The sequence below is a fragment of the Flavobacterium shii genome, assembly GCF_025847235.1.
GTDB lineage: Bacteria > Bacteroidota > Bacteroidia > Flavobacteriales > Flavobacteriaceae > Flavobacterium > Flavobacterium shii.
Map to the genome: position 1 here is coordinate 20,136 of NZ_JAOZEW010000030.1, position 25,113 is coordinate 45,248.

General features: G+C 33.5%; 20 protein-coding genes and 1 tRNA gene. 15 read left to right on the plus strand and 6 right to left on the minus strand.

The genetic code is table 11. The annotated features are described in order from the left end of the window. Positions 1-7: 7 nt before the first annotated feature. On the minus strand, positions 8-1,540 hold the full coding sequence (locus OIU83_RS21405) for a SusD/RagB family nutrient-binding outer membrane lipoprotein (RefSeq protein WP_264208307.1): 1,533 nt from the start codon (positions 1,538-1,540) through the stop codon (positions 8-10). 11 nt (positions 1,541-1,551) lie between these two features. Further along, positions 1,552-4,707, minus strand: coding sequence for a SusC/RagA family TonB-linked outer membrane protein (locus tag OIU83_RS21410; protein WP_264208308.1), 3,156 nt, complete (start codon positions 4,705-4,707; stop codon positions 1,552-1,554). Between the two features lie 247 nt (positions 4,708-4,954). Between OIU83_RS21410 and OIU83_RS21415 the strand changes: the two genes are divergently transcribed. After that, the gene (locus tag OIU83_RS21415) at positions 4,955-5,725 is read left to right on the plus strand and encodes a nitrilase family protein (protein ID WP_264208309.1); all 771 of its coding nucleotides are present in this window, start codon (positions 4,955-4,957) and stop codon (positions 5,723-5,725) included. A gap of 104 nt (positions 5,726-5,829) precedes the next feature. On the opposite strand, the gene OIU83_RS21420 is transcribed toward OIU83_RS21415, so the two are convergent. Then, positions 5,830-7,338: a SusD/RagB family nutrient-binding outer membrane lipoprotein gene (locus tag OIU83_RS21420; protein WP_264208310.1), complete on the minus strand. Its 1,509-nt coding sequence runs from the start codon at positions 7,336-7,338 to the stop codon at positions 5,830-5,832. A gap of 18 nt (positions 7,339-7,356) precedes the next feature. Continuing rightward, positions 7,357-10,590 (minus strand): SusC/RagA family TonB-linked outer membrane protein, encoded by a 3,234-nt coding sequence (locus OIU83_RS21425; RefSeq protein WP_264208311.1) that lies wholly within the window; start codon positions 10,588-10,590, stop codon positions 7,357-7,359. 783 nt (positions 10,591-11,373) lie between these two features. On the opposite strand from OIU83_RS21425, the gene OIU83_RS21430 reads away from it, so the two are divergent. After that, positions 11,374-11,604, plus strand: a complete 231-nt coding sequence (locus OIU83_RS21430; RefSeq protein ID WP_264208312.1) for a hypothetical protein — start codon at positions 11,374-11,376, stop codon at positions 11,602-11,604. Between the two features lie 149 nt (positions 11,605-11,753). Here OIU83_RS21430 and OIU83_RS21435 read toward each other — a convergent pair whose 3' ends face one another. Then, entirely contained in the window at positions 11,754-13,439 is a 1,686-nt protein-coding gene (locus OIU83_RS21435) for an Ig-like domain-containing protein (RefSeq protein ID WP_264208313.1), read from the minus strand. A 162-nt stretch (positions 13,440-13,601) separates the two neighbouring features. Between OIU83_RS21435 and OIU83_RS21440 the strand changes: the two genes are divergently transcribed. The 5 genes from OIU83_RS21440 (at position 13,602) to OIU83_RS21460 (ending at position 18,489) form a co-directional block, all read left to right on the plus strand. Next, a complete protein-coding gene (locus OIU83_RS21440; protein WP_264208314.1) occupies positions 13,602-14,651 on the plus strand; it encodes a hypothetical protein in 1,050 nt (349 codons plus the stop codon). Further along, entirely contained in the window at positions 14,611-16,992 is a 2,382-nt protein-coding gene (locus OIU83_RS21445; protein WP_264208315.1) for a hypothetical protein, read from the plus strand. The genes OIU83_RS21440 and OIU83_RS21445 overlap by 41 nt, the downstream gene beginning before the upstream one ends. Positions 16,993-17,015: 23 nt before the next feature. Further along, positions 17,016-17,420 (plus strand): methylmalonyl-CoA epimerase, encoded by a 405-nt coding sequence (gene mce, locus OIU83_RS21450; RefSeq protein WP_264208342.1) that lies wholly within the window; start codon positions 17,016-17,018, stop codon positions 17,418-17,420. Positions 17,421-17,561: 141 nt separating this feature from the next. Further along, a tRNA-Ile gene (locus OIU83_RS21455) sits at positions 17,562-17,635 on the plus strand. A 641-nt stretch (positions 17,636-18,276) separates the two neighbouring features. Next, positions 18,277-18,489 carry a hypothetical protein gene (locus tag OIU83_RS21460; protein ID WP_264208316.1) on the plus strand — a complete coding sequence of 71 codons (213 nt, stop codon included), beginning with the start codon at positions 18,277-18,279 and terminating at the stop codon, positions 18,487-18,489. Positions 18,490-18,531: 42 nt separating this feature from the next. On the opposite strand, the gene OIU83_RS21465 is transcribed toward OIU83_RS21460, so the two are convergent. Continuing rightward, positions 18,532-19,119, minus strand: a complete 588-nt coding sequence (locus tag OIU83_RS21465; protein WP_264208317.1) for a riboflavin synthase — start codon at positions 19,117-19,119, stop codon at positions 18,532-18,534. A 58-nt stretch (positions 19,120-19,177) separates the two neighbouring features. On the opposite strand from OIU83_RS21465, the gene pdxA reads away from it, so the two are divergent. From pdxA to OIU83_RS21505, 8 genes are all read left to right on the plus strand, one after another. Then, positions 19,178-20,227, plus strand: a complete 1,050-nt coding sequence (gene pdxA, locus OIU83_RS21470) for a 4-hydroxythreonine-4-phosphate dehydrogenase PdxA (RefSeq protein WP_264208318.1) — start codon at positions 19,178-19,180, stop codon at positions 20,225-20,227. Positions 20,228-20,334: 107 nt separating this feature from the next. Beyond that, a complete protein-coding gene (locus OIU83_RS21475; protein ID WP_264208319.1) occupies positions 20,335-20,877 on the plus strand; it encodes a YceD family protein in 543 nt (180 codons plus the stop codon). Between the two features lie 9 nt (positions 20,878-20,886). Further along, positions 20,887-21,081, plus strand: a complete 195-nt coding sequence (rpmF, locus tag OIU83_RS21480; protein ID WP_007137315.1) for a 50S ribosomal protein L32 — start codon at positions 20,887-20,889, stop codon at positions 21,079-21,081. Between the two features lie 172 nt (positions 21,082-21,253). After that, the gene (locus OIU83_RS21485) at positions 21,254-22,252 is read left to right on the plus strand and encodes a beta-ketoacyl-ACP synthase III (protein WP_264208320.1); all 999 of its coding nucleotides are present in this window, start codon (positions 21,254-21,256) and stop codon (positions 22,250-22,252) included. A gap of 23 nt (positions 22,253-22,275) precedes the next feature. Next, positions 22,276-22,755: an acetyl-CoA carboxylase biotin carboxyl carrier protein gene (gene accB / locus OIU83_RS21490; RefSeq protein ID WP_264208321.1), complete on the plus strand. Its 480-nt coding sequence runs from the start codon at positions 22,276-22,278 to the stop codon at positions 22,753-22,755. 89 nt (positions 22,756-22,844) lie between these two features. Beyond that, positions 22,845-24,191, plus strand: a complete 1,347-nt coding sequence (gene accC, locus OIU83_RS21495; protein WP_264208322.1) for an acetyl-CoA carboxylase biotin carboxylase subunit — start codon at positions 22,845-22,847, stop codon at positions 24,189-24,191. 251 nt (positions 24,192-24,442) lie between these two features. Further along, a complete protein-coding gene (locus OIU83_RS21500) occupies positions 24,443-24,739 on the plus strand; it encodes a hypothetical protein (protein WP_264208323.1) in 297 nt (98 codons plus the stop codon). A gap of 56 nt (positions 24,740-24,795) precedes the next feature. Then, on the plus strand, positions 24,796-25,092 hold the full coding sequence (locus OIU83_RS21505; protein ID WP_264208324.1) for a hypothetical protein: 297 nt from the start codon (positions 24,796-24,798) through the stop codon (positions 25,090-25,092). Positions 25,093-25,113: the final 21 nt, after the last annotated feature.

Genomic DNA, 25,113 nt, shown 5'->3' on the forward strand with positions numbered 1-25,113 from the left:
TGTATTGTTATTGTTTATCCCACCACATTCTTGTTGTAAAAGTGTCGCTGCCCTGACGTTTTATGGCTTCAGCTAAATTAGCAGAATTAACTGAATATTCGGCAGTTGGGTACTTAAAGCGTCTTGGTATTGTGCCGTTTGTCACGTTTCCGGGAAAGTTCACGGGAGTTAATATTGGGTAGCCGGTTCTTCTCCAGTTTGCATAAACTTCTTGCTCATCTACATATAAAGCAATCCAGAATTGGGTATGTATCTGATTCATTTTTTGATCAAATGTGCCGCCTGCTAAATATGGATTTGCGGTTAAATATGGGGTTGCATCTGTTATAGCATAAGAAACGCCGTAAATTCCTGCGTTTAGGAAAGAGGCTTTTACAGCTTTTTCATATAAACTCTGATCGCTTTCTCCTGTGTACCATCCTCTGATTGCTGCTTCGGTCAGATATAAATTAGTCTCGGCATTGCTAATTATAATAAGAGGGGAATCAACTTTAAGAACAGTATTTTGGTTCGGTTCAGAGTAAGTCGCTTGCTCAATTGGAGTTGGTGCTATTTTTGTTCCGTTCGGGAAGCCTTTTTGTACAGCTGGACTTGTGTTCTGAACCGTGCCTTGCCAAACACCGGCATATATACTAATCCTAGGATCATTAGTTGCTTTTAATACATCGATAAAGGTTTTGCTAAGTTTTCCGCCTTCACTATTTTTTTGACCATAAGATGATTTTCCGTAATCAAGACTTATTGGATCCAAAGCCGAAGGATTACGATTTATATCGTTTGGACCATCGGTATATTTCATTATGGCGTTATCGCCAGTATTAAGGATTACTCCACCGGCAATTGCTTTGTTTACCCAAGTTTTAGAAAGTGCTGGGTCAACTTTGGATAATCTCATTCCTAAACGAAGCATTAATGAATAGGAAAATTTCTTCCATTTATTAATATCTCCGTTGTATATTAAATCGGCTCCTCCAAAACTAGGTTTATTTGCATCCAATGCTACTGCGGATTCATCCAGTTCTTTTAGTAAATCTTTATATATAAATTCCTGACTATCGTATTTAGGTAAAAAAAGCAGTTCCGAATTCCCTTTTGCGGCTTCAGAGTATGGAACGTCTCCATATAAATCTGTAATGCGGTGAAAGAGATAAGCTCTCCAGATTCTGGCAATATTTAATCTGTTGCTATCATTCGGATTATTCTTTAATGTATTTATTACAATAGTTACTTCGTTTATTGAATTTGGATATATTCGTGCAAAAAAGGCTGAGTAATATACTTCATTATCAAGGTATTTATCTCCGGCTCCCGATGCTTCTTTGTAAGTTGAATAATGCTGCATCATTTGACCACATTCCAGGATTGAAGTGAAAAAATAATTATTGTTTAAGCCGTCAAGCTGAGATCTGCTGAATATAAAATTTGGAGTAGGTTTATCTACTGCATTTGGATTTGTATTGGTTTCCTCAAAATCTTTGGTGCAGCCAGACATACTTAATAAAAGGATACCTGCTATATATAGGGTTGTTATCTTTTTCATGTTTTTTAATTTTATATTTTAACATTTAAACTTAAACCAAAGCTTCTGGTTCTTGGCACACCAAATTGTTCTATACCTTGAGCATTACCAGCGCTAAAAACTGATTCAGGATCTACGTTTGGAGTCTTCTTGTAAAGAATGAATAAGTTTCGCGAAACAAATGAAATAGATGCTCCTTGGATTTTGGATAATCCTTTTATTCTGTTAATAGGCAATTGGTATCCTATGATTACTTGTCTCAATTTTACAAAACTTGCATCATAAACAAAATCCGATGTTATGTTTTTTAATCCATCATAATAGGTTCTTAAGTTTTCAGGTGCAATAACCATGTCTACAGTTCCTCCGTTTTTATCGACTCCTTTTATTGGTAAACCGTTTTCACGTCCTTCCAGAGTAAGTTTGGTTAATCCCATGCGTGTACCATATAAGTCGGTACCAGAGTATAAGCTGCCTCCAAACTTGGCATCTATTAAGAAGCTGAATGTTATTGCTTTGCATCTAAATTCATTACTTAGTCCCACTCCCCATGGATGTACTCCCTGGCCTAATTCTTCAAGAGGTCCTCTTTCTATGGTTGCCGAGCCTCCACTTACATTATAAACAGTATTTCCATTTGCGTCTTTAAGAGGTTTGTATCCTTTTATTATGCTATAAGGTCTGCCAACATCGCTTGTAATAGTTGCGTAATTATTGACCGATGATGCCATTGTTATCGAAGATAATTCATCGGTTAGTGTTTCAACAGTGTTTTTGTTATAAGATCCGTTGAAGGTTGCGTCCCATGAGAAATTTTCTGTACTCATAATTTTTCCATTAATTAATAGTTCAACACCCTCATTTCTCATTTTTCCAATATTTAACAGCGAAGTACTTGCTCCGGAAGCATTAGAGATAGTCGTTTCTACAATGTCATTGGTGGTGGCGCGATTGTACCAAGCAAAATCAATATTCATGCGATTGTTGAAAAAACCTAAGTCTGTACCTACTTCAAATGTTGTCGAAGTTAAAGGGCTTAATGTAGGACTCGGTACTCTTGAGCTAGTTGGAGCTTGTAATTGTTGACCATTATGCCCGCCTTGAGTCATAGAGTATGAAGGATTTAATGCGTACGGATCCGGAGTTGCTCCACCTACTTGTGCCCACGAACCTCTTAATTTTGCAAATGAAATCCAGCTTGGCATTGTCAATACATCCGAAACGATTAAGCTAGATCCAATAGAAGGGTAGAAAACGGTATTGTTCTCTTTGGAAAGGGTAGAGAACCAGTCCTGACGTCCGGTGAAATTTAAAAAGAATACATTCTTATAGTCTAAATCTAATGCGCCGTAAACAGAGTTGGTTTTTGTTTTTCCATACGGATATGTGTAGCTTACAGTTTTTAGGTTTGTTAGAGAGTAGAAATCGTCCAGAACAAATCCTGTTCCGTCCACTCTTACTTCATTTCTTACTGTAGTTCTTGAGTTAACTCCTATAAATGAGCTTAACGAAATTCCTCTGTAGATGTTTTTCTTGGTGTAATTAAGGATTGCTTCGGAGTTGAGATTAGATAATATCATTTTTGAACCCTGAGCATATCCATCTGGAGTGTTTAGAGATGTTTTAGGGATGTATCCAAAGAATTCATAGTTTGTGTAATCTTGACCAATACGTCCTTGTAAAAATAAATCACGAGTGAAATTTAGTTTTACGTTTGCCATCCCTACAAAACGGTTTTTGGTATCGCTGTTTTTGATTCTATTCACAACAAATTGAGGATTCGTAGCAACAGGAACAGGGTTCCATGCTACTTCCTTTCCGTTTTCATCGTATCCAGGTGCTAAGGTTCTTATGTCTACAGTATTTGCAATTAAATAGGTTCCCCAGTTTGGATTTGCTTCAGCATCTGATACAGTTGGTCTGTTATTTGATTTTTCCAGATTGTATTGTGTTACTACATCAAACTTTAACCAATCGGTTAAGTTTACATTACTTGCTAAATTGATTGTTTTGCGATTAAAAGTTGAGTTAGGTACAATACTCTCGCTATCCATGTTTGAAAACGAAAGACGGCCACTTGCTTTGTCGTTACCTCCGGATAATGCGATTGAGTTTATGTATGTGGTTCCCGGTCTGTAAAAGTTTTTAATATTATTTTTTTGTGGGCTATAGGGTCTTTTTACTCCGTCAAATTGAACTACATCTGTTCCATCCATTTTAGCTCCCCAAGACCAGCGTCCTGTAGCTATAGCTTCATTTTGTGTTAAGGGTTTTTTACCTGCATCTCCAGCTCCGTATTCATATTGCCAATCTGGGATAACTGCGGGCGTTTCTAGTGTAAATGAAGTATTGTAATCTATTCCGATGCCTTTTTGTGCGCCACCTCTTTTAGTTTGAATTAAAATTACTCCATTGGCTGCGTTAGCACCATATAAAGCTGCGGCAGTTCCTCCTTTAAGTACTGTTATAGACTTAATGTCGTCTGGGTTTATTAATGCAGTTCCATCTCCTCTGTCAACATTTATTTTTGGAGAACCGGGAGCATTATTGGTAACTGGCAGGTTAAGTTGCGTGTTGTCTATTGGTAAATCATTTACAACATACATGGGCTGATTGTTCCCGTTTAAAGAACCGTTTCCTCGTATTACAACTCTGGTTGAGCCGTTTGGACCTGTTGCTGTACTGCTAACATTTACTCCAGCAATCTTACCAACTAAAGCATTTGATATATTGGCTTCTTTTGCCTTGTTAAAATCAGATCCTTTTAGTTCTGTTACGGCATATGTTAGAGATTTGCTCACTTTTTTAACCCCTAAGGCAGTAACGAAAACTTGATCTAAAACATTTTCGGATGGTTTTAATTTTATAAATAATTCATTTGTACCGGTTATTTTAAATTCGATTGTAGTGTAGCCCATATAGTTAACAACAATAAAATTTTCGTTTTCGGGTACGTTTAATTTAAAGTTTCCATTTTCATCCGTAATTGTTGCTATTCTGTTATTGCTTTTTGTATATATAGTTGCTCCGGCAATTGGCATTCCGTCATCTTGACCTACTACTTTACCGGTAATCTCGATTTGATTGGTGCTTTGTTCGAAAACATGCTTTTTTATTGCAAGTTCGTGAGCATTTATTGAAAATGCCATTCCCCCAATAAATGCTAGAGTTAATAGTTTTGTTTTCATAATTTTCTGGTTTTCATTGTTTTAGTATTTTTTGGTTTTTGATTAGTTTTCAAATATATATAATTTATCTTCACACTTAGCAATATTTTTGCAAATATATTGCAATAATTTTGCAATATATTTTTGTATAATGTTTTTTTCTTCCAAAAAGTGTAATATTTATTGGGTATGAGCACTTTTAGGATTCAAGTTTTTGAAAATGATGGAGGAGTAGAATTTTTTATTTTAAAAAGAGTATTTTTACAATATGAAAATTGCATTAATCCAAACGACACTTCATTGGGAAGATCCCAAGGAAAACCGAAAATTCTTCGAGCAAAAAATCAATGAAATTCCAGATGAGGTTCATTTAATTGTTCTTTCGGAAATGTTTTCTACAGGGTTTACTATGAATCCTTCTCATGTGGCTGAAACAATGCAAGGGGAAACTGTTTTGTGGATTCAGTCTTTAGCTAAAGCTAAAAAAACAGCGATTACCGGAAGTTTGGTAATTGAAGAAAACGGAAATTTTTATAACCGATTATTATTTGTTTTTCCTTCAGGTGAAATACAGCATTATGATAAGCGTCATTTGTTTACCCTTGCAGGTGAAGATAAAGTGTACGCAAAAGGAACTCAGAAATTAATTGTAGATTATTTAGGTTGGAAAATTTGTCCGCTTATTTGTTATGATCTTAGATTTCCTGTTTTTTCCAGAAATACCGAATCATACGATTTGTTGTTGTATGTTGCCAATTGGCCAAAAATCCGTACAAATGCATGGGATACATTGTTAAAAGCGCGAGCTATCGAAAACGTGTGTTATTCTATTGGTGTAAATAGAGTTGGTTTGGATTATCATCAATTCGAGCACATTGGGCATTCGCAAGTTGTTGATTTTCTTGGGGAATATTTAATTGAACCACAAGAAGGAGAAGGTGTTTTTATCGTTGAACTAGATAAAGAAAAAATGCTTGAAACAAGAAAAAAACTTGATTTTCTAAATGATAGAGATCAGTTTATAATAACAGATTTGTAGTTCTTGTTAGTCTTAGATATTATATTACTACCCGTAATTCATGTAAATTACGGATAGTAATATTTTTTTTGTGATAAAATGCTACGCTAATTAATTTTTAGGAATTAGTCAACATCCCACCAAACTTTGGATAACCAATTGTTATTGTTGTATTTTGCGCTTGCAGCCAGGAAATTTTCTTTGTTGCTGGTTGATTCTTCTACAGGATAAGGCATTCTTTTTGGGATAACTCCACCTGTACTAGAGTTATTATTTGTTATCGGGACAAGAATAGGAAAGTTTGTTCGTCTGTAATTGCTGTAAGCTTCCATTCCGTTAAGAAATAAGGTAAGCCATTGTTGTGTTGCTATTTCTTCTATTTCTTTTCCAGGTGTAAGAGTCTTTGTGGCTACAAAAGCTGTAACTGCATTATTGTCAATTATGCTTGCGTCTTTAAAAATAGACCACTGTCTGATTCCTGCTTCAATCCCCTTTTTGTAATAATCTTGTGTGTCTCCGGTATATAGACCTTTAAAAGAAGCTTCGGCGAGCAGTAACATCATTTCTGAGTAGGTAAGATGTAAGTAAGGTGCGCTATTTTCGTACAAATAAGGCTGTAGGGTTGATAGATCTGCATCTGCACCTGGACCTGGATGATTTGATCTGGTGTTATTTGGATTTAATCCTACGTAGTTTCCAGTTGCATTTGGTAAAAACCATATTTTTTTTCTAGGATCATTCTCTAATGCACTTATTAAGGTATTGGTTGGACGCTCCTGAACTGAACCAGGTCCTTTTAATGCATGAGACATTCCGTTTCCATTGTTTAAGGCACCAGTTGTTTCACGAGGAGAGGAATCATGTTTCATGTAGCAGTTGTCTTCATTGCTGATAAATATTCCATTAGTAACTGCTTTTTGAATTTGTTCTTTTGCCAATACAGCATCTACTTTGGATATTCTCATTGCACAACGCAATCTAAGAGAGTTGATCATTTTTTTCCATTTGACTACGTCGCCTGCATAAAAAAGGTCCCCTTTTATTGGGTCAGTTCCAGATTGCATTTGTGCTTGAGCTTCGTCCAAAAGTTTAAAAAAGTTTGTATAAATGTCTTTTTGATTATCGTATTTAGGATAGAAAATCTTTTGGTAATAACCTAAGCCTGCTTCAGAATATGGAACATCTCCATATAAATCGGTTAAACGTTGGAATACCATTACTTTTAAGACTTTTGCAACAGCATTTTGATTGCTGTATTCTGCTTTCCCATTTGTTTTTTCGAGAACATCTACTAGATTACGTACAATTCCTCCTCCGTAATTAGAAGTCCAAAGTGCTGATTGGTACTCGGCATTTGCGGCATAAAAAGAACCAAAAGTAGTTGTGGGCCAAGAACCAGCCAGATGCTGTATTAAGCCTTCACCATATATAAGATTGGCCCTCCATTGCTCAAACCATGCGCCAGATAATCCTGCTTCTACTCCGGTTATTTGTATTGCGGGGTCTATGCTTACAAAAGCTTCTGGGTTTGTATTCGTATCACTAAATAGTTCGTCGTCGGCACAATTAATTGTGGTAAGTAGTAAAATTGCACCTAAAGCATATTTTGGCAATTGTATTATGTGTTTTTTCATTTTGATGAAATTAGATTGTTAGAAAGATAATTGTAAGTTAAAACCATATGATCTTCTGTATGGTAAAGATCCGTATTCAAAACCTTGTCCGTTGCCACTTGTATAAGTTGATTCTGGGTCTATGTTTGGTACTTTGGAATAAATGGTCCACAAATTTCTCGCAATAACAGAGAATTTAAATCTGTCGAATCCTGTGCCTTTTAGCCATTTTTTTGGAAACTCATAGCCTAAAGATGCTTCTCTTAATTTTACATATGAAGCATCGTAAATGAATGGTTCTGCAGTGGTAGTCTCTCCGTATAAACTTCTCCAATAGTTTTGGGGATTAACTGGTGTAGTGTTGTTTTCGTATCCAGTTATAGAGCCACTTCCGTCTCTTATTTCTTTAACACCTTGTACTATGAGTCCAGCTGTGGGAGTTAATTTTTCTATGTCGCCAGGTGTTTTTCCAGCGGCTAGTTGTTCGGCAACCCATCCATTATATTCTTCCCTTCCTTCTAATGTTTCATTTGATAATCCAGTACTGCCAGCGTAGGCATTGGTCATGGAATACATTTTGCCTCCAAATTTCATATCCATATTGGCACTTAAGCTAATTCCTTTGTATGAAAATTCATTGGTAATCCCGCCAATCCAATCTGGTGCTACTCGACCTAAACTTTCAAATGTTTGTGTTAGTACAGGAAGTCCATTTGTGCCTATGATAACTTTCCCATCAGGGGATCTTTCAAATTTTCTACCATAAATTTCGGTTGAACTTTCTCCTACTTTAGCTACAATTTGAGCTCCTGCCCATCTTGCATTAGATACTACTTGTGTATCGGTATCTCCTGTTAATTCTAATAAAGTATTTTTGTTTTTAGCAAAGTTGAAAGTTAGATCCCAATTAAAACCATTTTCGTTTCTAAAGATTCCAGCTTTTACTAGGGCTTCAATGCCTTTGTTTTCTACAGTTCCGGCATTAGCATTAGCTCCAGTATAACCAGATGTTTGTGAGGTGTTTAGTATGATTAACTGGTCTTTTGTTTTTGTGTAGTAATAAGAAAGGTCTATTTCTAAACGATTTTTAAAGAATCCTAAATCGGCTCCTACTTCATAACTGGTTGTAAATTCTGGTTTTAGTGTATTGTTAGGTACGATATTGGTGTTTACCGATCCAATAGGGTTTCCTAATAAGGGTTTTGCTTGTATATTGTAAGTTAGGGCTGTAGCGTACGGTGTTTCTAATGCTTTTGCAGTTCCTGCCCATGAAGCCCTTATTTTTCCAAAGGTTAATACATCACTGTTTATATTTAAACCATCGGTAAAAATGAAACTTGAAGAAACTGATGGGTAGAAAAATGAATAATTGTTGTTGTAATCAGAGCTAGCAGCAGAGGCTAATGTTGAGTTCCAGTCATTACGACCTGTAAAGTCTAAAAATAAATAATTTTTGTAATTAGCTCTTAAATAGGTGTATAATGAGCGTACAAGTATTTCGTCATTTGTTTTTGGATTTAAAACACTTGAAAGGAAATTGGATTGCTTGTTTTCGCCTTTAATAATCATGTCGGTAAGAGTGCTGCCTGTGACGATTCTTTGAGAAACACGCTGATTGGCACCTACTCCTAAAGATATATTAAAATCGCCTATTGATTTTTGAGCATTTAATATAGCTTCGGTATTGTATTCCTGAAATGTAATGTCGTTATTAACTAAAGAACCTTTTTCTCTTCCTGGCCATGTGGTTCCAGCATTTACAAAGTCGAATCCTTTAAAATTAAATCTGTCAATTCCTGCTCTTCCCGTTGCGCTTAACCAACTTGTAAAAGCATAGGTTGCGCTGAAATTACCTATTATTCTGTTTTTTTTAGTTTCGTTTTTATTTTCATTTATTACGAAATAAGGGTTTAATCGATAACCATTTGAGTTCCAGAGGCGGTAGTTTCCGTTTTCGTCTTCGTAATTTTTTAACCAAGCCTGGTCAATGTTAGGGGCCAATGCAGCTACGGATAACCCAAGGTTGCTGGAGTCATCTCCTAAAGCAGGTCTGTTATTGGTGTCTTCTACAATGTAGCTAAATTTAGCATCGATTGTTAGCTTTTTCATCTGAGAATTTACACCCAATGAGAATGTATTTCTCTTTAAATCGCTTTTTGGTATAACATCTGTTGCGTTTAGATTGGAATAACTTACCCGATAAGTGGTATTCTCGCCACCTCCCGAAATACTTAAGCTGTTGTTTATAGTAACACCGGTTCTAAAAAAATCTTTTATGTTGTTTTTTACATTTTGATACGGTTTGTAAGAGCCATCAAAAATTCTTACCATAACATCTGGAGATCCAAATTTTGGTCCCCAAGCACTTGTTGTGTTATTTTGAATACTGTTAAGATCATTGGGGTTTGGAAGTTGTCCGTCTGATCCTGTACCGTATTGTGTTTGGAAATCTTTGTATTTTGTGCTAACCTGATCAAATGTGGTTGTGCTGTTCCATTCGGCTTTCAAAGAGTTTCTTTTTCCTTTTTTTGTTGTAATTACAATTACTCCATTGGCGCCACGTTCTCCATAAAGCGCACTGGCAGCTCCGCCTTTTAAAACAGAAATATTTTCAATATCATCCATGTTTATGCTGGATAATCCGTCTCCATTATCTAATCCATCGGCATATACTCCAGCTTTAGGGTCTGTAATTCCTGCTAATCCTGTATTTCCTAAAGTAACTCCATCTACTATGTATAGAGGTTGGTTATCTCCGCTTACTGATCTGTTTCCTCTTATTACAATACGTGAGCTACCGCCTATACCTGCAGCTGTTTGAGAAACGTTTACTCCAGCAACTTTTCCGTATAGTGATTGAGCAATACTAACTGTTGGATTATCGGCTAATTCTTTTCCTTTTATATCTTGAAAAGAATAACCAAGTTCCTTTCTTTCTCTTTTTATTCCTAAAGCTGTTACTACTACGCCAGAAAGGGCGGTTGCGGCAGCCTCATTTAATTGTATGTTGATTGTTTTGGAATCTCCTACAACAACATTTTTTGTTTCTAGTCCTAGAAATGAAATAATCAACGTTTTTCCTTTTTGTACTTCTACAGAAAACTTACCGTCAAAGTCGGTAGTTACACCTCTTTTTTCATCTTTTATGGCTATTGAAGCTCCGGGTAGTGATATGCCATTAGAATCGGTAACGGTTCCTTTGACTGTATTTACTTGCGCAAGGGTTATTTGCGCAGTGAAAAAAAATATAATCATTAAAATAGTTTGTTTCATTATAGTGGTTTTAGTTAGTGTATTGTAAATTGTTGGTTTGCTTGTTTTGTAATTCTGCTAGAGGTCTCAATTGGTTTGTTTGACTTTTAATGATTTACGTAAGCAAAGAGTGAGATTATTTTACTGTTAATTTGCTTTAAATTATAGTTTTGGTAATTCTTACTCAGGAAAATATTTTTTGTTAGGAGTTTTCAAAATGCTGCTTTTTTATTGCAAAATATTTGCGATTTTCTTTAATGCTATTTTTGCCAGAGAGGCTTGAAAATGGTGGTTTTTTCTTCATAATTTAATGTTTTATAGGTTGTTGTGGTTATAATTAACAGCCAAATATATATAATTTATTTTCATGTTTAGCAATATTTACGCATGATAATGCAATATTTTTGCAATATTTTTTCTATTTGTGTTTTTTTATTCTAAAAGTTATGGTATTTGTTAAATTTATGTTTGAGGGGCAATAAGTTCTACAAGCTTAAAATTAGGATGGAGTGATTTGTGTAGAAAAAAACGCAAGGTGGAATTTTATTGATTCAGTTCGCTTTTATTAGGCAAGTCAGAATCATTTTAGGGGAATAATCAAGTGTGATTATTAAAGAGAAAATTTAAAAATGATTTTCAAGATGGATATTGTTGAGGTTTTTTGTAAGTTTATTTCGGGTAAAGGAAAAGCTATTTTATAGAGTTTTTTGTTTATTTTAGACGTTGGTTATTGGTTTGATATAAATAAGGCGGCAACCGAAAAGCTAAAATAGAGTAGGTAAAATTTAATTATTTAGTGTTATTATGAAATTTAATTTAGACTCAGTAGAATTCTTAAGTAAAGATGAAATGAAAATGATTGGTGGAGGTAATTATATAACGATTAGATGCAAAGGTGGGGGTGGTGCATCTACATCTGGTTCAACGATGAGTCAGGCGAAGGCGTATGCAGCTAGCTTGTGTAGTGGTGAATATATTATTATTGAAGTAGGAGTGGAAGCTCCTTATGAAGCTCCTATTTTTATTGGTGAGTAGGGAATACAAAAAAGCCTCCAAAATTATAAATTTGAAGGCTTTTTCGAAAGTTTCTAGGGTAATGATGTAAAATGTTTCTTGGGTTAAGCGGGATAGACTGTTAGCTGTTAAAATATAGAAAATAAGATTTTTATATTTTAAACAGAGAATTATTTTTTCTTTTTCTTTTCTTCTTTTTTCTTCTTTTCGGTATCTATTCTTTCAATTTCGGGATTGTACGGGATGCTTAAATCAAATGTATGGGTAGAATCCCAATTGGCTCGAACATCATTTATTTCTTTTTGATAATAATTTACTTCTTCGGCGTATCTTTTTTCTAAGTAATTACCTGGATCATATTGCTTATTTTTATTATCGTCATAAATCACGCGAACAGTAAATACATCTGGCTCTAAAAGATTGAACTCAAACGTAGTTTTGCCTTCAGAATAGTCATTGGCTAAGATAATATCACCTTTTTTATTAGTTAATTCAACAATTATTGGAAAGCGTTTTACATTTTGTAAATTAAGAGTTAGATTGCCATAATCTACGGGGGTTTTGGTTGTTAATGTATATTTTAATGTGTCGTTCGTCTTTTCGTAAAAATCGGTTAATGCTCCAGGCAAAAGAATAAATGAATACTTCTCTGAAGGTTCTTTTTTAAAGTCGAAGAATAAATGTTGGTTAAAATCGTCATACTCAGTTTTGAAAGAAACCGCAACAGAATCTTTATTGATTAATTTTATTTTGGAATCATCAATGCGAACCAGTGGAGTTGCACTTTCTAATGTAAAACGATCTCGAAAATGTAATGTTCCACTTTGCAATGCAGTAATACGTAAAGTATCTTTCTTTTGGTCTTTTATTTTAAAAGTAAAATTCTTTTTATAGGCATCTTTACTAATTTCTATTGATAGTGAATCTGCTTTTAAAGGTTTGTACCATACTTGTAATGAATCTTTTTTAGGGAATTGCGTAACAATAGTAGGAAGAATTTCGCCGTTGTTTTTTAAAATGATTTTTGGTCTCGAGTTTTTAAAATTTTGTTTCCCATCATATCCTACAACCAAACGATTTCCAGAAACTTGAGTAGGTTTGTATGCTTTTAGAGGAAGTACTTCCTTGAATAATTCGAGTTCGTAAATGGTGTCATTAGGTATTGTAATGGGGTGTTTTATGAATCCTATTTTGTCGTCTTTTGGGTTGAATTTATTGTTATTGCCTTTGTCTTTCATGGCAACCAGAAGATATTTTCCTGCTTTTAAATTTTCAAGTTTAAATGTTTTTAAACTATCCAGTGTATTGGTAATATATCGTGGGTATTCTTTATAAATTACAGAATCTTTAAAAGTATCATTCATTTCATAAAGCATTACAGATACAAATGAATCAGCTTGCTTGTCGTGCGCATCTTTTATTTTTCCGCCAAGCGAAAGAGAATCGATGTAACTTCCGGTAGAAAAAACATATTTAAACTGGTTGTATGGATTTCCTTCGTTGTTGTCGGTAATACTCTGTCCAAAATTAAAACTATAGGTCGTGTTGGGTTGTAAAGTGTCGTTTATTTTTATGGTAATGTATTTACTCGCTGTAGTAGGTGTTATGAGCGGTTCATGCTTCATAGGTGGCGAGATAATCAATTGCTTATTTGCATTTTTGATTTTTACATATTCGTCAAACGTCAATTTTATTGTGTTTCCTTTAAAATCGGTGCTAAAATTTTTAGGAAAACTGGATAGTAAAACGGGAGGAATGGTATCTTTTAATCCGCCGGTAATGCTTCCGCGTTTGGCACAACTTACCATAGATAAGACTAATAAAAAGAAAAAATATTTTAAGATGCTTTTCAACATAATGGGTTTCGAGTTTAATCCCACAAAATAACAATTATATTTGCTTTAATCGAAATTTTTTATCGAATTATTAGGAGTTTTTACTTTGTTGAATATTACTACTAAGGGGACTTTTTTAGTTGGTAGTGTAAAAATTAGGAGGAATTTTAAAAGCAAAAAGAAATGTATTCCTACATTTGTGTCAAATTAAATCTGGGTTGTAATATTGTGAAATTGCGTGTTTTTTTTGGTATTTTGTTTTTTTTGTTAATTGCTTGCAATAAACAAGAAAAGCCTGTTGTTGCGTTTTATTATTGGAAAACAGTTTTTAAATTATCAAACAAAGAGAAAGAAGTCTTAAAGCAAAACAATGTTCATAAAATTTACATTCGATATTTTGATCTAGATCTGAATCCTAAAAGTGGAGAACCCTTTCCTGTAAGCCCAATTCATTTTGAAACCAAAAGCAATGATTTGGCAATTGTTCCTGTTGTATATATCAAAAATAAAGTGATGTTGAAAAGAGGGATTGATATTGATAATTTGGCTCAAAAAACATTTGATTTTGTAGAATTGGTAAACAAAAAAAATGGAATTTCTTGTAAGGAAATCCAAATCGATTGTGATTGGACATTAGCCAGTAAATCTAATTATCTTAAATTTATAGAGGTCTTTAAGAGAATATCTCATAAAAAACTATCGGCTACGATACGATTACATCAGGTTAAATATTTTGAAAAAACTAAAATACCAAATGTCGATTCAGGTGTCTTAATGTATTATAATATGGGAACGATTGCGCCTGACACTTTAAATTCTATTTATGATAGGAGAATTGCGCAACGTTATATAAAGAGTTTAAGAAAATATCCATTGTCGCTTAATTTTGCATTACCCATTTATTCATGGGCAGTTCATATTCGGAATCAAAAAGTGGTGGGGTTACGTTCGAAACTGAATGTAAGTGAGCTAAAAATCGATAAGAATTTCGAGCAAATTAGTACTGTGTTTTTTAAGGTAAAGCAGTCTAATTATAAAAAGGGTATTTTTTATGAAGAAGGTGATTTGTTGAAAATAGAAGCTGTTTCTTCAGCAGATTTAAAAGGCATGGCTCAGGATTTGGAGGATAATACGGCTCAATATCCTAAAGAAGTTATTTTTTACGACTTAGATGAATTCAATTTAAAAAATTATGAAAAAAATATTTTTAAACAAGTTCTTTCTTGTTTCTAGTGGTGTTTTATTATTTGCTTATGGTGTTATTTATGCATGCGGAGGTGGGGATGATTGGGATTTTTTTGGTTATAACTCTAATTTTACTCCAGAAACATTTACAGATAAATCATATTCTCCACTTTTTTTGTCAGGAGATGTTTTTTATGGAATCGGATTTGATACACAGCATAATTCCAGATTTAATGATAGAATTAAATCTGATTGGAATGAGTATTTAAAAACGAGATTAGATACAGCGACGGTAAATTATTTTTTAATTGGAGATAGTACACCGAGATATTATTCTGATAAAAATAAAATTTCAGAAAGTAAGACGGAAATTACGCAGCTACATACTTTTTTTAAGACCCAAAAAGCGAATGAGACTTCTTTGAAATGGGCAAAGAAGATTAATTTGAAAGATGATAAGACCAAAAGTTTTCTTGAGTTTTTATATTTGGCGCAAAAAATAGAAACCGTTTCTATAGGGGATGATTATTGGAGCTATGATCCTGTTGTGGCGAAAACTTTCGATGATTTGAAAATGATTCAGTCTATCGAAAATGTATACAATACTACATCGGATTCTTTCCTGAAAAACAGATATTGGTTTCTTACAGTTAAGGCTTATTTTTATAGTAATAGTAAGCAAAAAGCAATTGATTTTTTTAATAAAACCGAAAAAAATGTACCTAAAAATGTGTTGTATTATCGTGCGCTTTCTTATATAGCAGGGATTAATTATCAACAGAAAAATTATTCTACATCCAATTATTTGTATGCTCAGGTATTTGATAAATGTCCTGAAATGAGGGTTGTTACCGCTTATAGTTTTCATCCTCAAAACGAAACAGATTGGGATAAATCTTTGGCTATGGCAAAAGATAATAAAGAAAAGGCTGCGCTTTGGGCAATTCACGGTTATTATAAAGATGAAAAACAAGCAGTCGGGAAGATTTATGAATTAGATCCCAAAAGTGAGCATTTGAATTATTTGCTTACAAGATTGGTGAATAAACAAGAGCAGGATATTAATAATTCGTTTCAGGTAAAAAGCAATTCAGGAGATTATTCAGATTACAGTGCACCAGTTGTAAGGCAAACAGTTGCTGATAATAAGAAAGAAAACCAAACTAAAATTGATAAGAAAGGATTTGATTTGGTGTCAAAAATAGCTGCTGCTGGAAATACAGAGAAGCCTTATTTGTGGGATATTGCTTTGGGGTATTTGCAGACTTTAAAAGGGGAGTATACAAGTGCAGATAATAATTTTAATAAGGTCGAAAAAACAATGCCAAATACTGAACTGGCAAAGTATCAATTGCGATTACTTCGTTTTGTAAATAATATGAGTAAAATTGATAAACTTACAGATCAAAATGAAAAAACAATTTTAGTCGATTTAAATTGGTTGTACCAAGAACTTCCGAAAACTTATAAAGGACAGGAATTTCGCTATCAAAACGCCTCTAGCTGGAGTAAAAATTATTTGGCAACATTATATAGGGCTAAGTCTAATCCTGTAATGGCGGAATTGTTTGTTAGTAATTCTGATTATTATAGTTATTGGGGAGGGGGAAATGCTTTTTATGATAATGAAAAGAATTTACTGGATATGAAAACATTTTTGGTTAAACCTAATAAAACCGAAATAGAAAAAATAGCATTTGGGATTTATAATCTAAAACTAAAAGATATTAATAATTTTCAGGCTGTTCAAGCGACATTTAAGAATAAAATCCCAGAGGCAATTGTTTTTATGGCGCAAACAGATTCGGTGCAATATTATACTTTTTTAGGAAACCCATTTAATGGAAATATTAAGGATTGTCATGATTGTGATCATACCGCTTATCAAAAAAAGAAATACTCTCAAATGGATTTCTTAACAACGATTAAAGCGATGCAGGATAAATTAGCGAAGAATGAAGATGTTTACACGAATAGCTTATTGCTAGGAAATGCATTTTATAATATTACTCATTTTGGTAATGGAAGAACTTTCTATGAAATAAATATTGTAGGCTATGGATCGAGTCCATACTCGTTTAGGGATTCTATGAGAAAAATGATTACAGATTGTTCGTTGCCTAAAATGTATTACCAAAAGGCATTTGAAGCCGCTACAACCAAGGAGCAAAAAGCAAAATGTACTTATATGTTGGCAAAGTGTGAGCGTAATGAATATTATAATAAAAAATACAGTACTGTTAAAAATTGGTGGACTGCAAATGATGATAAAATTAATTTCTTGGCATGGAATAGCTTTAAGATATTAAAAAATCAGTATTCGGATACGAAGTATTATCAGGATGTAATTGCCGAATGCGGTTATTTTAACACCTATATTAATCAATAGAATTATCTAAAAAAGTCATGATGATCAATAAAATAGAACATATAGGTATTGCGGTAAAAGATTTAGAAGTTTCGAATGTATTGTTTGAAAAATTATTTGGAGTGCCGGCATATAAATCTGAAGAGGTGGAAAGTGAAGGGGTAATGACTTCTTTTTTTCAGAATGGTCCAAATAAAATCGAGCTCCTTGCTGCAACAAATCCAGAGAGTCCGATAGCAAAGTTTTTGGAAAAAAAGGGGGAGGGAATTCATCATATAGCTTTTGATGTAACTGATATTATAGCAGAAGTAGAACGTTTGAAAAAAGAAGGTTTTGTTGTTTTAAACGAAAAACCTAAAAAAGGAGCGGATAATAAACTCGTTGTTTTCTTGCATCCTAAAAGCACAAATGGTGTTTTGGTTGAGTTATGTCAGGAAATTAAAAAATAAAGTAAAATAATTGAGTAAACTAGAAGCTTAAAAATCAGCTAGTTTAAAATTTAACAAAATTAATAATGAGATTTACGTAAAAATCATCCCAAAATATTTGGTGCGATTGAAAAATAGTGGTAATATTGCAACCTCAAAACCGGTCCTATAGCTCAGCTGGTTAGAGCACCTGACTCATAATCAGGTGGTCCCTGGTTCGAGCCCAGGTGGGACCACATTTTAAGTTTAAAAGCCTTTACAGCAATGTAGAGGTTTTTTTTATATGACGTAAACCCAGTATTCATGGGCTTTTGAAGGATCAAGACATAAATCTGGGATCAGGTGCAAAAGTTGGGATTAAGCAAAAAGATTAGATAATCTGAATAAGAAGAAATCCGTTTTTCGGTAAGAGGTTATTTTTTTAAAGGGGTTGAGGTTTTATTTTTAGATTCAGCTCTTAAAGAAAAGCATTTGCTGTGGGTTTGAAAAAAAAAGTTTCTTAATAATTGGTGATTTTGAAGCTCTTAATTTATGGTAGGGTTTAGGGTTATTTCGTTTGATTTTTTTTTAATTATTTTGAAAAAGATGTTGTTGTATAGGATTTTATGCACATAAAGAGTTGATTGTTTTAAGGCTGTTTTTCTTTGATGAAATGTAAAATAATTAAAAATCAGGTGATTATGTGTAAATAGATGGAGGTTAATATTAGGGTTTGTGAAATTTGTTAAGCTTTTTTATTCTTGCTATTGCAACTTTCTCTAAAAGTTATACATTTGTCGGGTGATTTTTTTTAAGATTTTATATTATTAAAAATCAGATTACAAGAACAAATTTTTCGATTTATTGGATTGAATTTCAAAAGGTTTAAAATTTTTATATGAAGATTATTTCAAGTAGGTTTTTAACGATGGTGTTGTTTTTATTAGTTGGAGTTGGCGTTTTTGCACAATCTGGCCCACCTCCTCCGGGAATTCCGCCTCCTCCGGGATTGCCTATTGATGAGAGTCTTCTTTTCTTATTTGTTGCAGGGCTATTATTTGGAATATATATTATATATAGATATACATTAAAAACAAAAACTCCAGTGTAAACTGGAGTTTTTGTTTTTAATGACTGTTTTTTATTTTATTTTTTATTCGTTTTTATATAATCGTGAAACGTATTTTCCGATTACATCAAACTCTAAATTTATTTTAGTTCCAACTGTGAAGTTTTTGAAATTAGTATTTTCAAATGTGTAGGGTATAATTGATACGCCGAATTGGTTTTTCTTGGAGTTTACAACTGTTAGGCTAACTCCATTTACTGTAATAGAACCTTTCTCAATTGTGATGTTGCTTAGTTTTTCGTCATATTCAAAAGTGTAGTTCCAGCTACCATTAGCTTCTTCTATTGTAATGCAATTTCCGGTTTGATCGACGTGACCTTGTACAAGATGGCCGTCAAGACGATCTCCTAGCTTCATTCCTCTTTCTAAATTAATAATATCTCCAACTTTCCATTCAGCTATATTGGTTTTTTGTATGGTTTCTGCTATGGCAGTAACGGTGTAGAGAGAATTGTTAATTGCTACAACTGTTAAGCAAATGCCATTATGGGAGACGCTTTGGTCTATTTTGAGTTCATTTGAGATCGTAGAATCTACAGTTATGTGGATATTATCTCTGTCTTTTTTTATATCGGCAACCTTGCCAAGTGTTTCTATGATTCCTGTAAACATTTCTTATTTTATTTTACTAAATTTGCACATCAAAATTAGTAATAAATAACCTGTGGTCATGATAAAAAATGCAGAAAATATAATCGTCGGAATTTCAATAGGAGATTTAAACGGTATTGGAAGCGAAGTAGTTCTTAAAACATTCGAAGATTCAAGAATGTTAGAGCTGTGTACTCCAGTTATTTTTGCAAATGTGAAAATACTGTCTTTTATAAAAAAGAATTTCACATCGTCAGCGATGTTGCATGGAATTGATAAGTTAGATCAAATTTTACCTGGAAAAATAAATGTTTTTAATCTTTGGAGAGAAGGAATCGATATTAATCTGGGAACTAATGATGATAAAGTAGGGGAATATGCTGTAAAGTCGTTTGTGGCTGCTACAAAAGCTTTAAAAGAAGGAATTGTAGATGTTTTGGTGACTGCGCCTATTAATAAATATAATATTCAGTCGGAAACATTTAAATTTCCGGGACATACCGATTATTTGGATCAGGAATTAGAAGGTAATGCTTTAATGATGATGGTTCAGGATAATTTAAGAGTGGGATTATTGACTGATCATATTCCGTTAAGTGAAGTGACATCACATCTTACGGAAGAATTAATCGAGCGAAAAATTCAGACTATAAAGCAATCTTTAATCCAGGATTTTAGCATCAATAAGCCAAAAATTGCAGTTTTAGGAATTAATCCTCACTGTGGAGATGGAGGCGTGATTGGTAAAGAGGATGATGCGATTTTAAAACCTGCATTGAAGAAAATATTTGATAAAGGGACATTGGTTTTTGGACCTTTTCCTGCAGATGGCTTCTTTGGGAGTAATCAGTATGAGAAATATGATGCTATTGTGGCAACATATCATGATCAGGGATTGATCCCTTTTAAAACATTGTCTTTTGGAAAAGGAGTTAATTATACAGCGGGTTTAAATAAGGTGAGAACTTCGCCGGATCACGGTACTGCTTATGATATTGCAGGAAAAGACATCGCCGATTATAATTCATTTAAGGAGGCAGTTTATTTGGCAATAGACATATTTCGCTCTCGTAATCAATATGAGGAGATTAGCAAAAAACCTCTTAAAATAAAAGAAAAACAGTTATAAACAAAAAAAGGTGAATAAGATTATTAGTTTTACAATAATTTTATATCTTTGCACCCCGATTCAGACTTCTGTGGTTCAGAATATGAATTAGGAAAAATGATGTTGAAATGAGCAAGACAAAAGAATATTTAATTCAGTTCATAGGATTAAAGTTAGGGAAACACCATTTTGAGTATCAAATAAATAATGTGTTCTTTGAGAACTTTGATTATGATGAATTTCAAAATTCGGATATTAAAGTAGAAGTAGTTTTAGAGAAGAAAAGCAGTATGTTGGAGTTGAGCTTCAAACACAAAGGAACTGTAAATGTACCTTGTGATTTAACAAACGAAGATTTTGATTTACCATTAAAGGGTAAAATGACATTGATAGTTCGTTTTGGAGAAGCTTTTAATAACGACAATGAAGAATTGCTTATTCTACCACATGGTGAATTTGAAATAGACATAGCACAATATGTTTATGAGATGATTGCACTTTCGGTACCTCTAAAAAGAATTCATCCAGGAATAAAAGACGGAAGTTTAAAAACGGAAGCCTTGGATAAACTGAATGAGCTGACTATAAAAGAACAAAAAGAAGAGAGTACAAAAGAAGAAGATATTGACCCTCGTTGGGACAAATTAAAGAAACTATTAACGGATAAATAATATAGTAAAATGGCACATCCTAAGAGAAAAATCTCGAAAACAAGAAGAGATAAAAGAAGAACACATTATAAAGCTACTGTAGCTCAAATTGCTACATGTCCTATCACTGGAGAGGCGCATTTATACCACAGAGCTTACTGGCATGAAGGGAAAATGTACTACAGAGGGCAAGTTGTTATAGATAAATCTGTAGCTGTTGCTTAATACATTTTTGTAAATGATATTAGAACTCTCACTATGTGAGAGTTTTTTTTGTTTGTTATAACTTTCTTTATTTAGGAAATTTATGACATTACGTTTAGAATTTTTTTTGTAATTTTCAAGTCTTTTAAAAATTTTTCAAATACCAGTATTTGAGAGGAAATAATAGAATATAATGAATACAATCACAGCCGCAATAACCGCTGTTGGAGCTTATGTTCCAGACTTTGTACTTTCAAACAAAGTCTTAGAAACCATGGTAGATACCAATGATGAATGGATAACTACCCGCACCGGAATAAAAGAAAGAAGAATTCTTAAAGATACTGATAAAGGAACCTCATTCCTTGCTATAAAAGCAGCACAAGATTTAATAGCCAAAGCTAATATTGATCCATTGGAGATTGATATGATAATAATGGCAACCGCTACAGCAGATATGCCAGTAGCATCTACAGGAGTTTATGTTGCTACAGAAATTGGTGCAACAAATGCTTTTGCATACGATTTACAAGCAGCTTGTTCTAGTTTCCTTTACGGAATGTCTACTGCAGCAGCATACATTCAATCGGGAAGATATAAAAAAGTATTACTAATAGGAGCAGATAAAATGTCTTCGATAGTAGATTATACAGACAGATCGACTTGTATTATTTTTGGAGATGGAGCAGGAGCAGTATTATTTGAACCAAATTACGAAGGTTTAGGCTTGCAAGATGAATATTTGCGTAGTGATGGTGTAGGTCGTGATTTCTTAAAAATACCTGCTGGGGGATCTTTAATCCCTACTTCTTTAGAAACGATTAAAGACAATAGACATAATATTATTCAAGACGGAAAAACTGTTTTTAAATATGCAGTTACCAATATGGCAGACGCAAGTGAATTAATTCTTAAAAGAAATAATTTAACTAATGAAGATGTAAGTTGGTTAGTACCGCACCAGGCAAATAAACGTATTATTGATGCTACTGCAAGCAGAATGAATCTAGAAGATTCAAAAGTATTAATGAATATCGAAAGATATGGTAATACTACATCGGCTACATTACCATTGGTACTTAGCGATTTTGAACATTTATTCAAAAAAGGAGATAACATTATTTTTGCCGCTTTTGGAGGTGGGTTCACTTGGGGATCTATTTACTTAAAATGGGCATACGATAAAAAATAAATTTAAACTAAAAACGAACAATTATGGATTTAAAAGAAATTCAAAACCTAATCAAATTTGTAGCAAATTCGGGAGTTGCTGAAGTAAAGTTGGAGATGGATGATGTTAAAATCACCATTAGAACCACTTTAGAGGGGAATGTAACAGAAACCACGTATGTTCAACAATTACCTGCTCAGGCAGCATTACAACAAGCTGTTCCTCAACAAACAGTTCCAGTAGTAACAACTACAGAGACGCCTGCTGCTGTAGAGGATTCAAAATTTATCACTATAAAATCGCCAATTATTGGAACTTTTTATAGAAAACCTTCACCAGACAAACCAGCTTTTGCTGAGGTGGGTACTACAATTGCAAAAGGAGATGTTCTTTGTGTAATTGAAGCAATGAAATTATTCAATGAAATTGAATCTGAGGTTTCTGGGAAAATAGTTAAAATTTTAGTAGACGATATGTCTCCGGTAGAATTTGACCAACCATTATTTTTAGTTGATCCATCATAAAAATTTAGATTTTAGATTTTAGATTTTAGAAATTTTCTACAATCTAATGATCAAACTATCTAATTATCTAATTATCTAATTTTAAAAAGATGTTTAAAAAAATATTAATTGCGAATAGAGGGGAAATTGCACTTCGTGTAATTCGTACATGTAAGGAGATGGGGATTAAGACTGTTGCAGTTTACTCAACAGCCGACGCAGAAAGTTTGCATGTTAAATTTGCAGATGAAGCAGTTTGTATAGGCCCTCCTCCGAGTAACTTATCGTATTTGAAAATGTCAAATATCATTGCTGCTGCCGAAATTACGAACGCAGATGCAATACATCCAGGATACGGATTTCTTTCTGAAAATTCTAAATTTTCTAAAATATGTCAGGAACACGGAATCAAATTTATTGGTGCTAGTCCTGAAATGATTGATAGAATGGGAGATAAAGCTTCTGCAAAAGCTACAATGAAAGAAGCAGGAGTTCCTTGTGTACCAGGTTCGGAAGGTTTATTAGAATCATTTGAACAAACACAAAAATTAGCCGAAGAATTTGGTTATCCAGTAATGCTTAAAGCTACTGCTGGAGGTGGTGGAAAAGGAATGAGAGCAGTATGGAAAGCCGATGAACTTCAAAAAGCTTGGGATAGTGCTCGTCAGGAATCATTAGCTGCTTTTGGTAATGATGGAATGTATCTTGAGAAATTAATCGAAGAACCTCGTCATATCGAAATCCAGATTGTTGGTGATGCTTATGGTAAAGCATGTCATCTTTCTGAGAGAGATTGTTCTGTACAACGTCGTCATCAAAAACTGACAGAGGAAACTCCTTCGCCATTTATGACAGATGAACTACGTACAAAAATGGGAGAAGCTGCTGTAAAAGCTGCTGAATTCATTAAGTATGAAGGTGCTGGAACAGTAGAGTTTTTGGTTGATAAACACAGAAACTTCTATTTCATGGAAATGAATACACGTATTCAGGTAGAGCACCCTATTACAGAACAAGTTATTGATTATGACTTGATCCGTGAGCAAATTATGGTTGCTGCAGGAATTCCAATTTCTGGAAAAAATTATTTACCAGAACTGCATGCTATCGAATGTCGTATTAATGCCGAAGATCCTTATAATGATTTTCGTCCTTCACCAGGAAAAATTACTACATTACATATGCCAGGAGGTCACGGGGTGCGTTTAGATACACACGTGTATTCAGGGTATAGTATTCCGCCAAATTATGATTCGATGATTGCTAAATTAATTACTACTGCACAATCTCGTGAAGAAGCAATTAGCAAGATGAGAAGAGCTTTGGACGAATTTGTAATAGAAGGAGTAAAAACTACAATTCCGTTTCATAGACAATTAATGGATGATCCACGTTATATTGCAGGAGATTATACAACTGCATTTATGGATACATTCAAAATGAAAGATCCGGAATAGATTATTACTATATATTCTAAAAGCCTCACAGAAATGTGAGGCTTTTTTTGTTTTATAATGATTTGTGTGTACTTTTTACACACTTTATATCCCTTTTACACACTTTGTTGTTAGGTGTAATTTAATTGTTTTTTATTTAATGCGCTATAAATCAATTAATTGACTAAATTTGAAGTTCTTTAAATTTTGCGGCATAATAATTTCTTTATCTGAAGTGTAAAAACAATACAAACAATTTAAAATCTATTATTATGAAAAAGTTAATCTTATCAGCCGCAATCGTATTAGGAAGTTTTTCTTCATTTGCAACAACTTTACCAGCTTCAGTTTTAGATGTTAAAGTTACATCAGTTCAAGAAGAGTACACTGAAGTGAAAATTGAAGAATTACCAGCTGCTATCACAGACGCTTTGAAAAAAGCATACCCAGATGCAGTACTTAATAAAGCCTATGTAAGTGCAAATAAAGAATACAAACTAGATGTTACTGTAGGTGACAAAGTAGGAAATCTTTTTGCCGATGCTACAGGAAATTGGATTAAAAAATAATTCAATCTAGAAACTATAAACCAAAAATAGAATAAAAACATTAAAAATATATCATTATGAAAAAGTTAATCTTATCAGCCGCAATCGTATTAGGAAGTTTTTCTTCATTTGCAACAACTTTACCAACTCAAGTTTTAGATGTTAAAGTTGCATCAGTTCAAGAAGAGTACACTGAAGTGAAAATCGAAGAATTACCAGCTGCTATCACAGACGCTTTGAAAAAAGCATATCCAGATGCAGTACTTAATAAAGCCTATGTAAGTGCAAATAAAGAATACAAACTAGATGTTACTGTAGGTGACAAAGTAGGGAATCTTTTTGCAGATGCAACAGGAAATTGGATTAAAAAATAATTCAGTTTAGAGATCCAAATA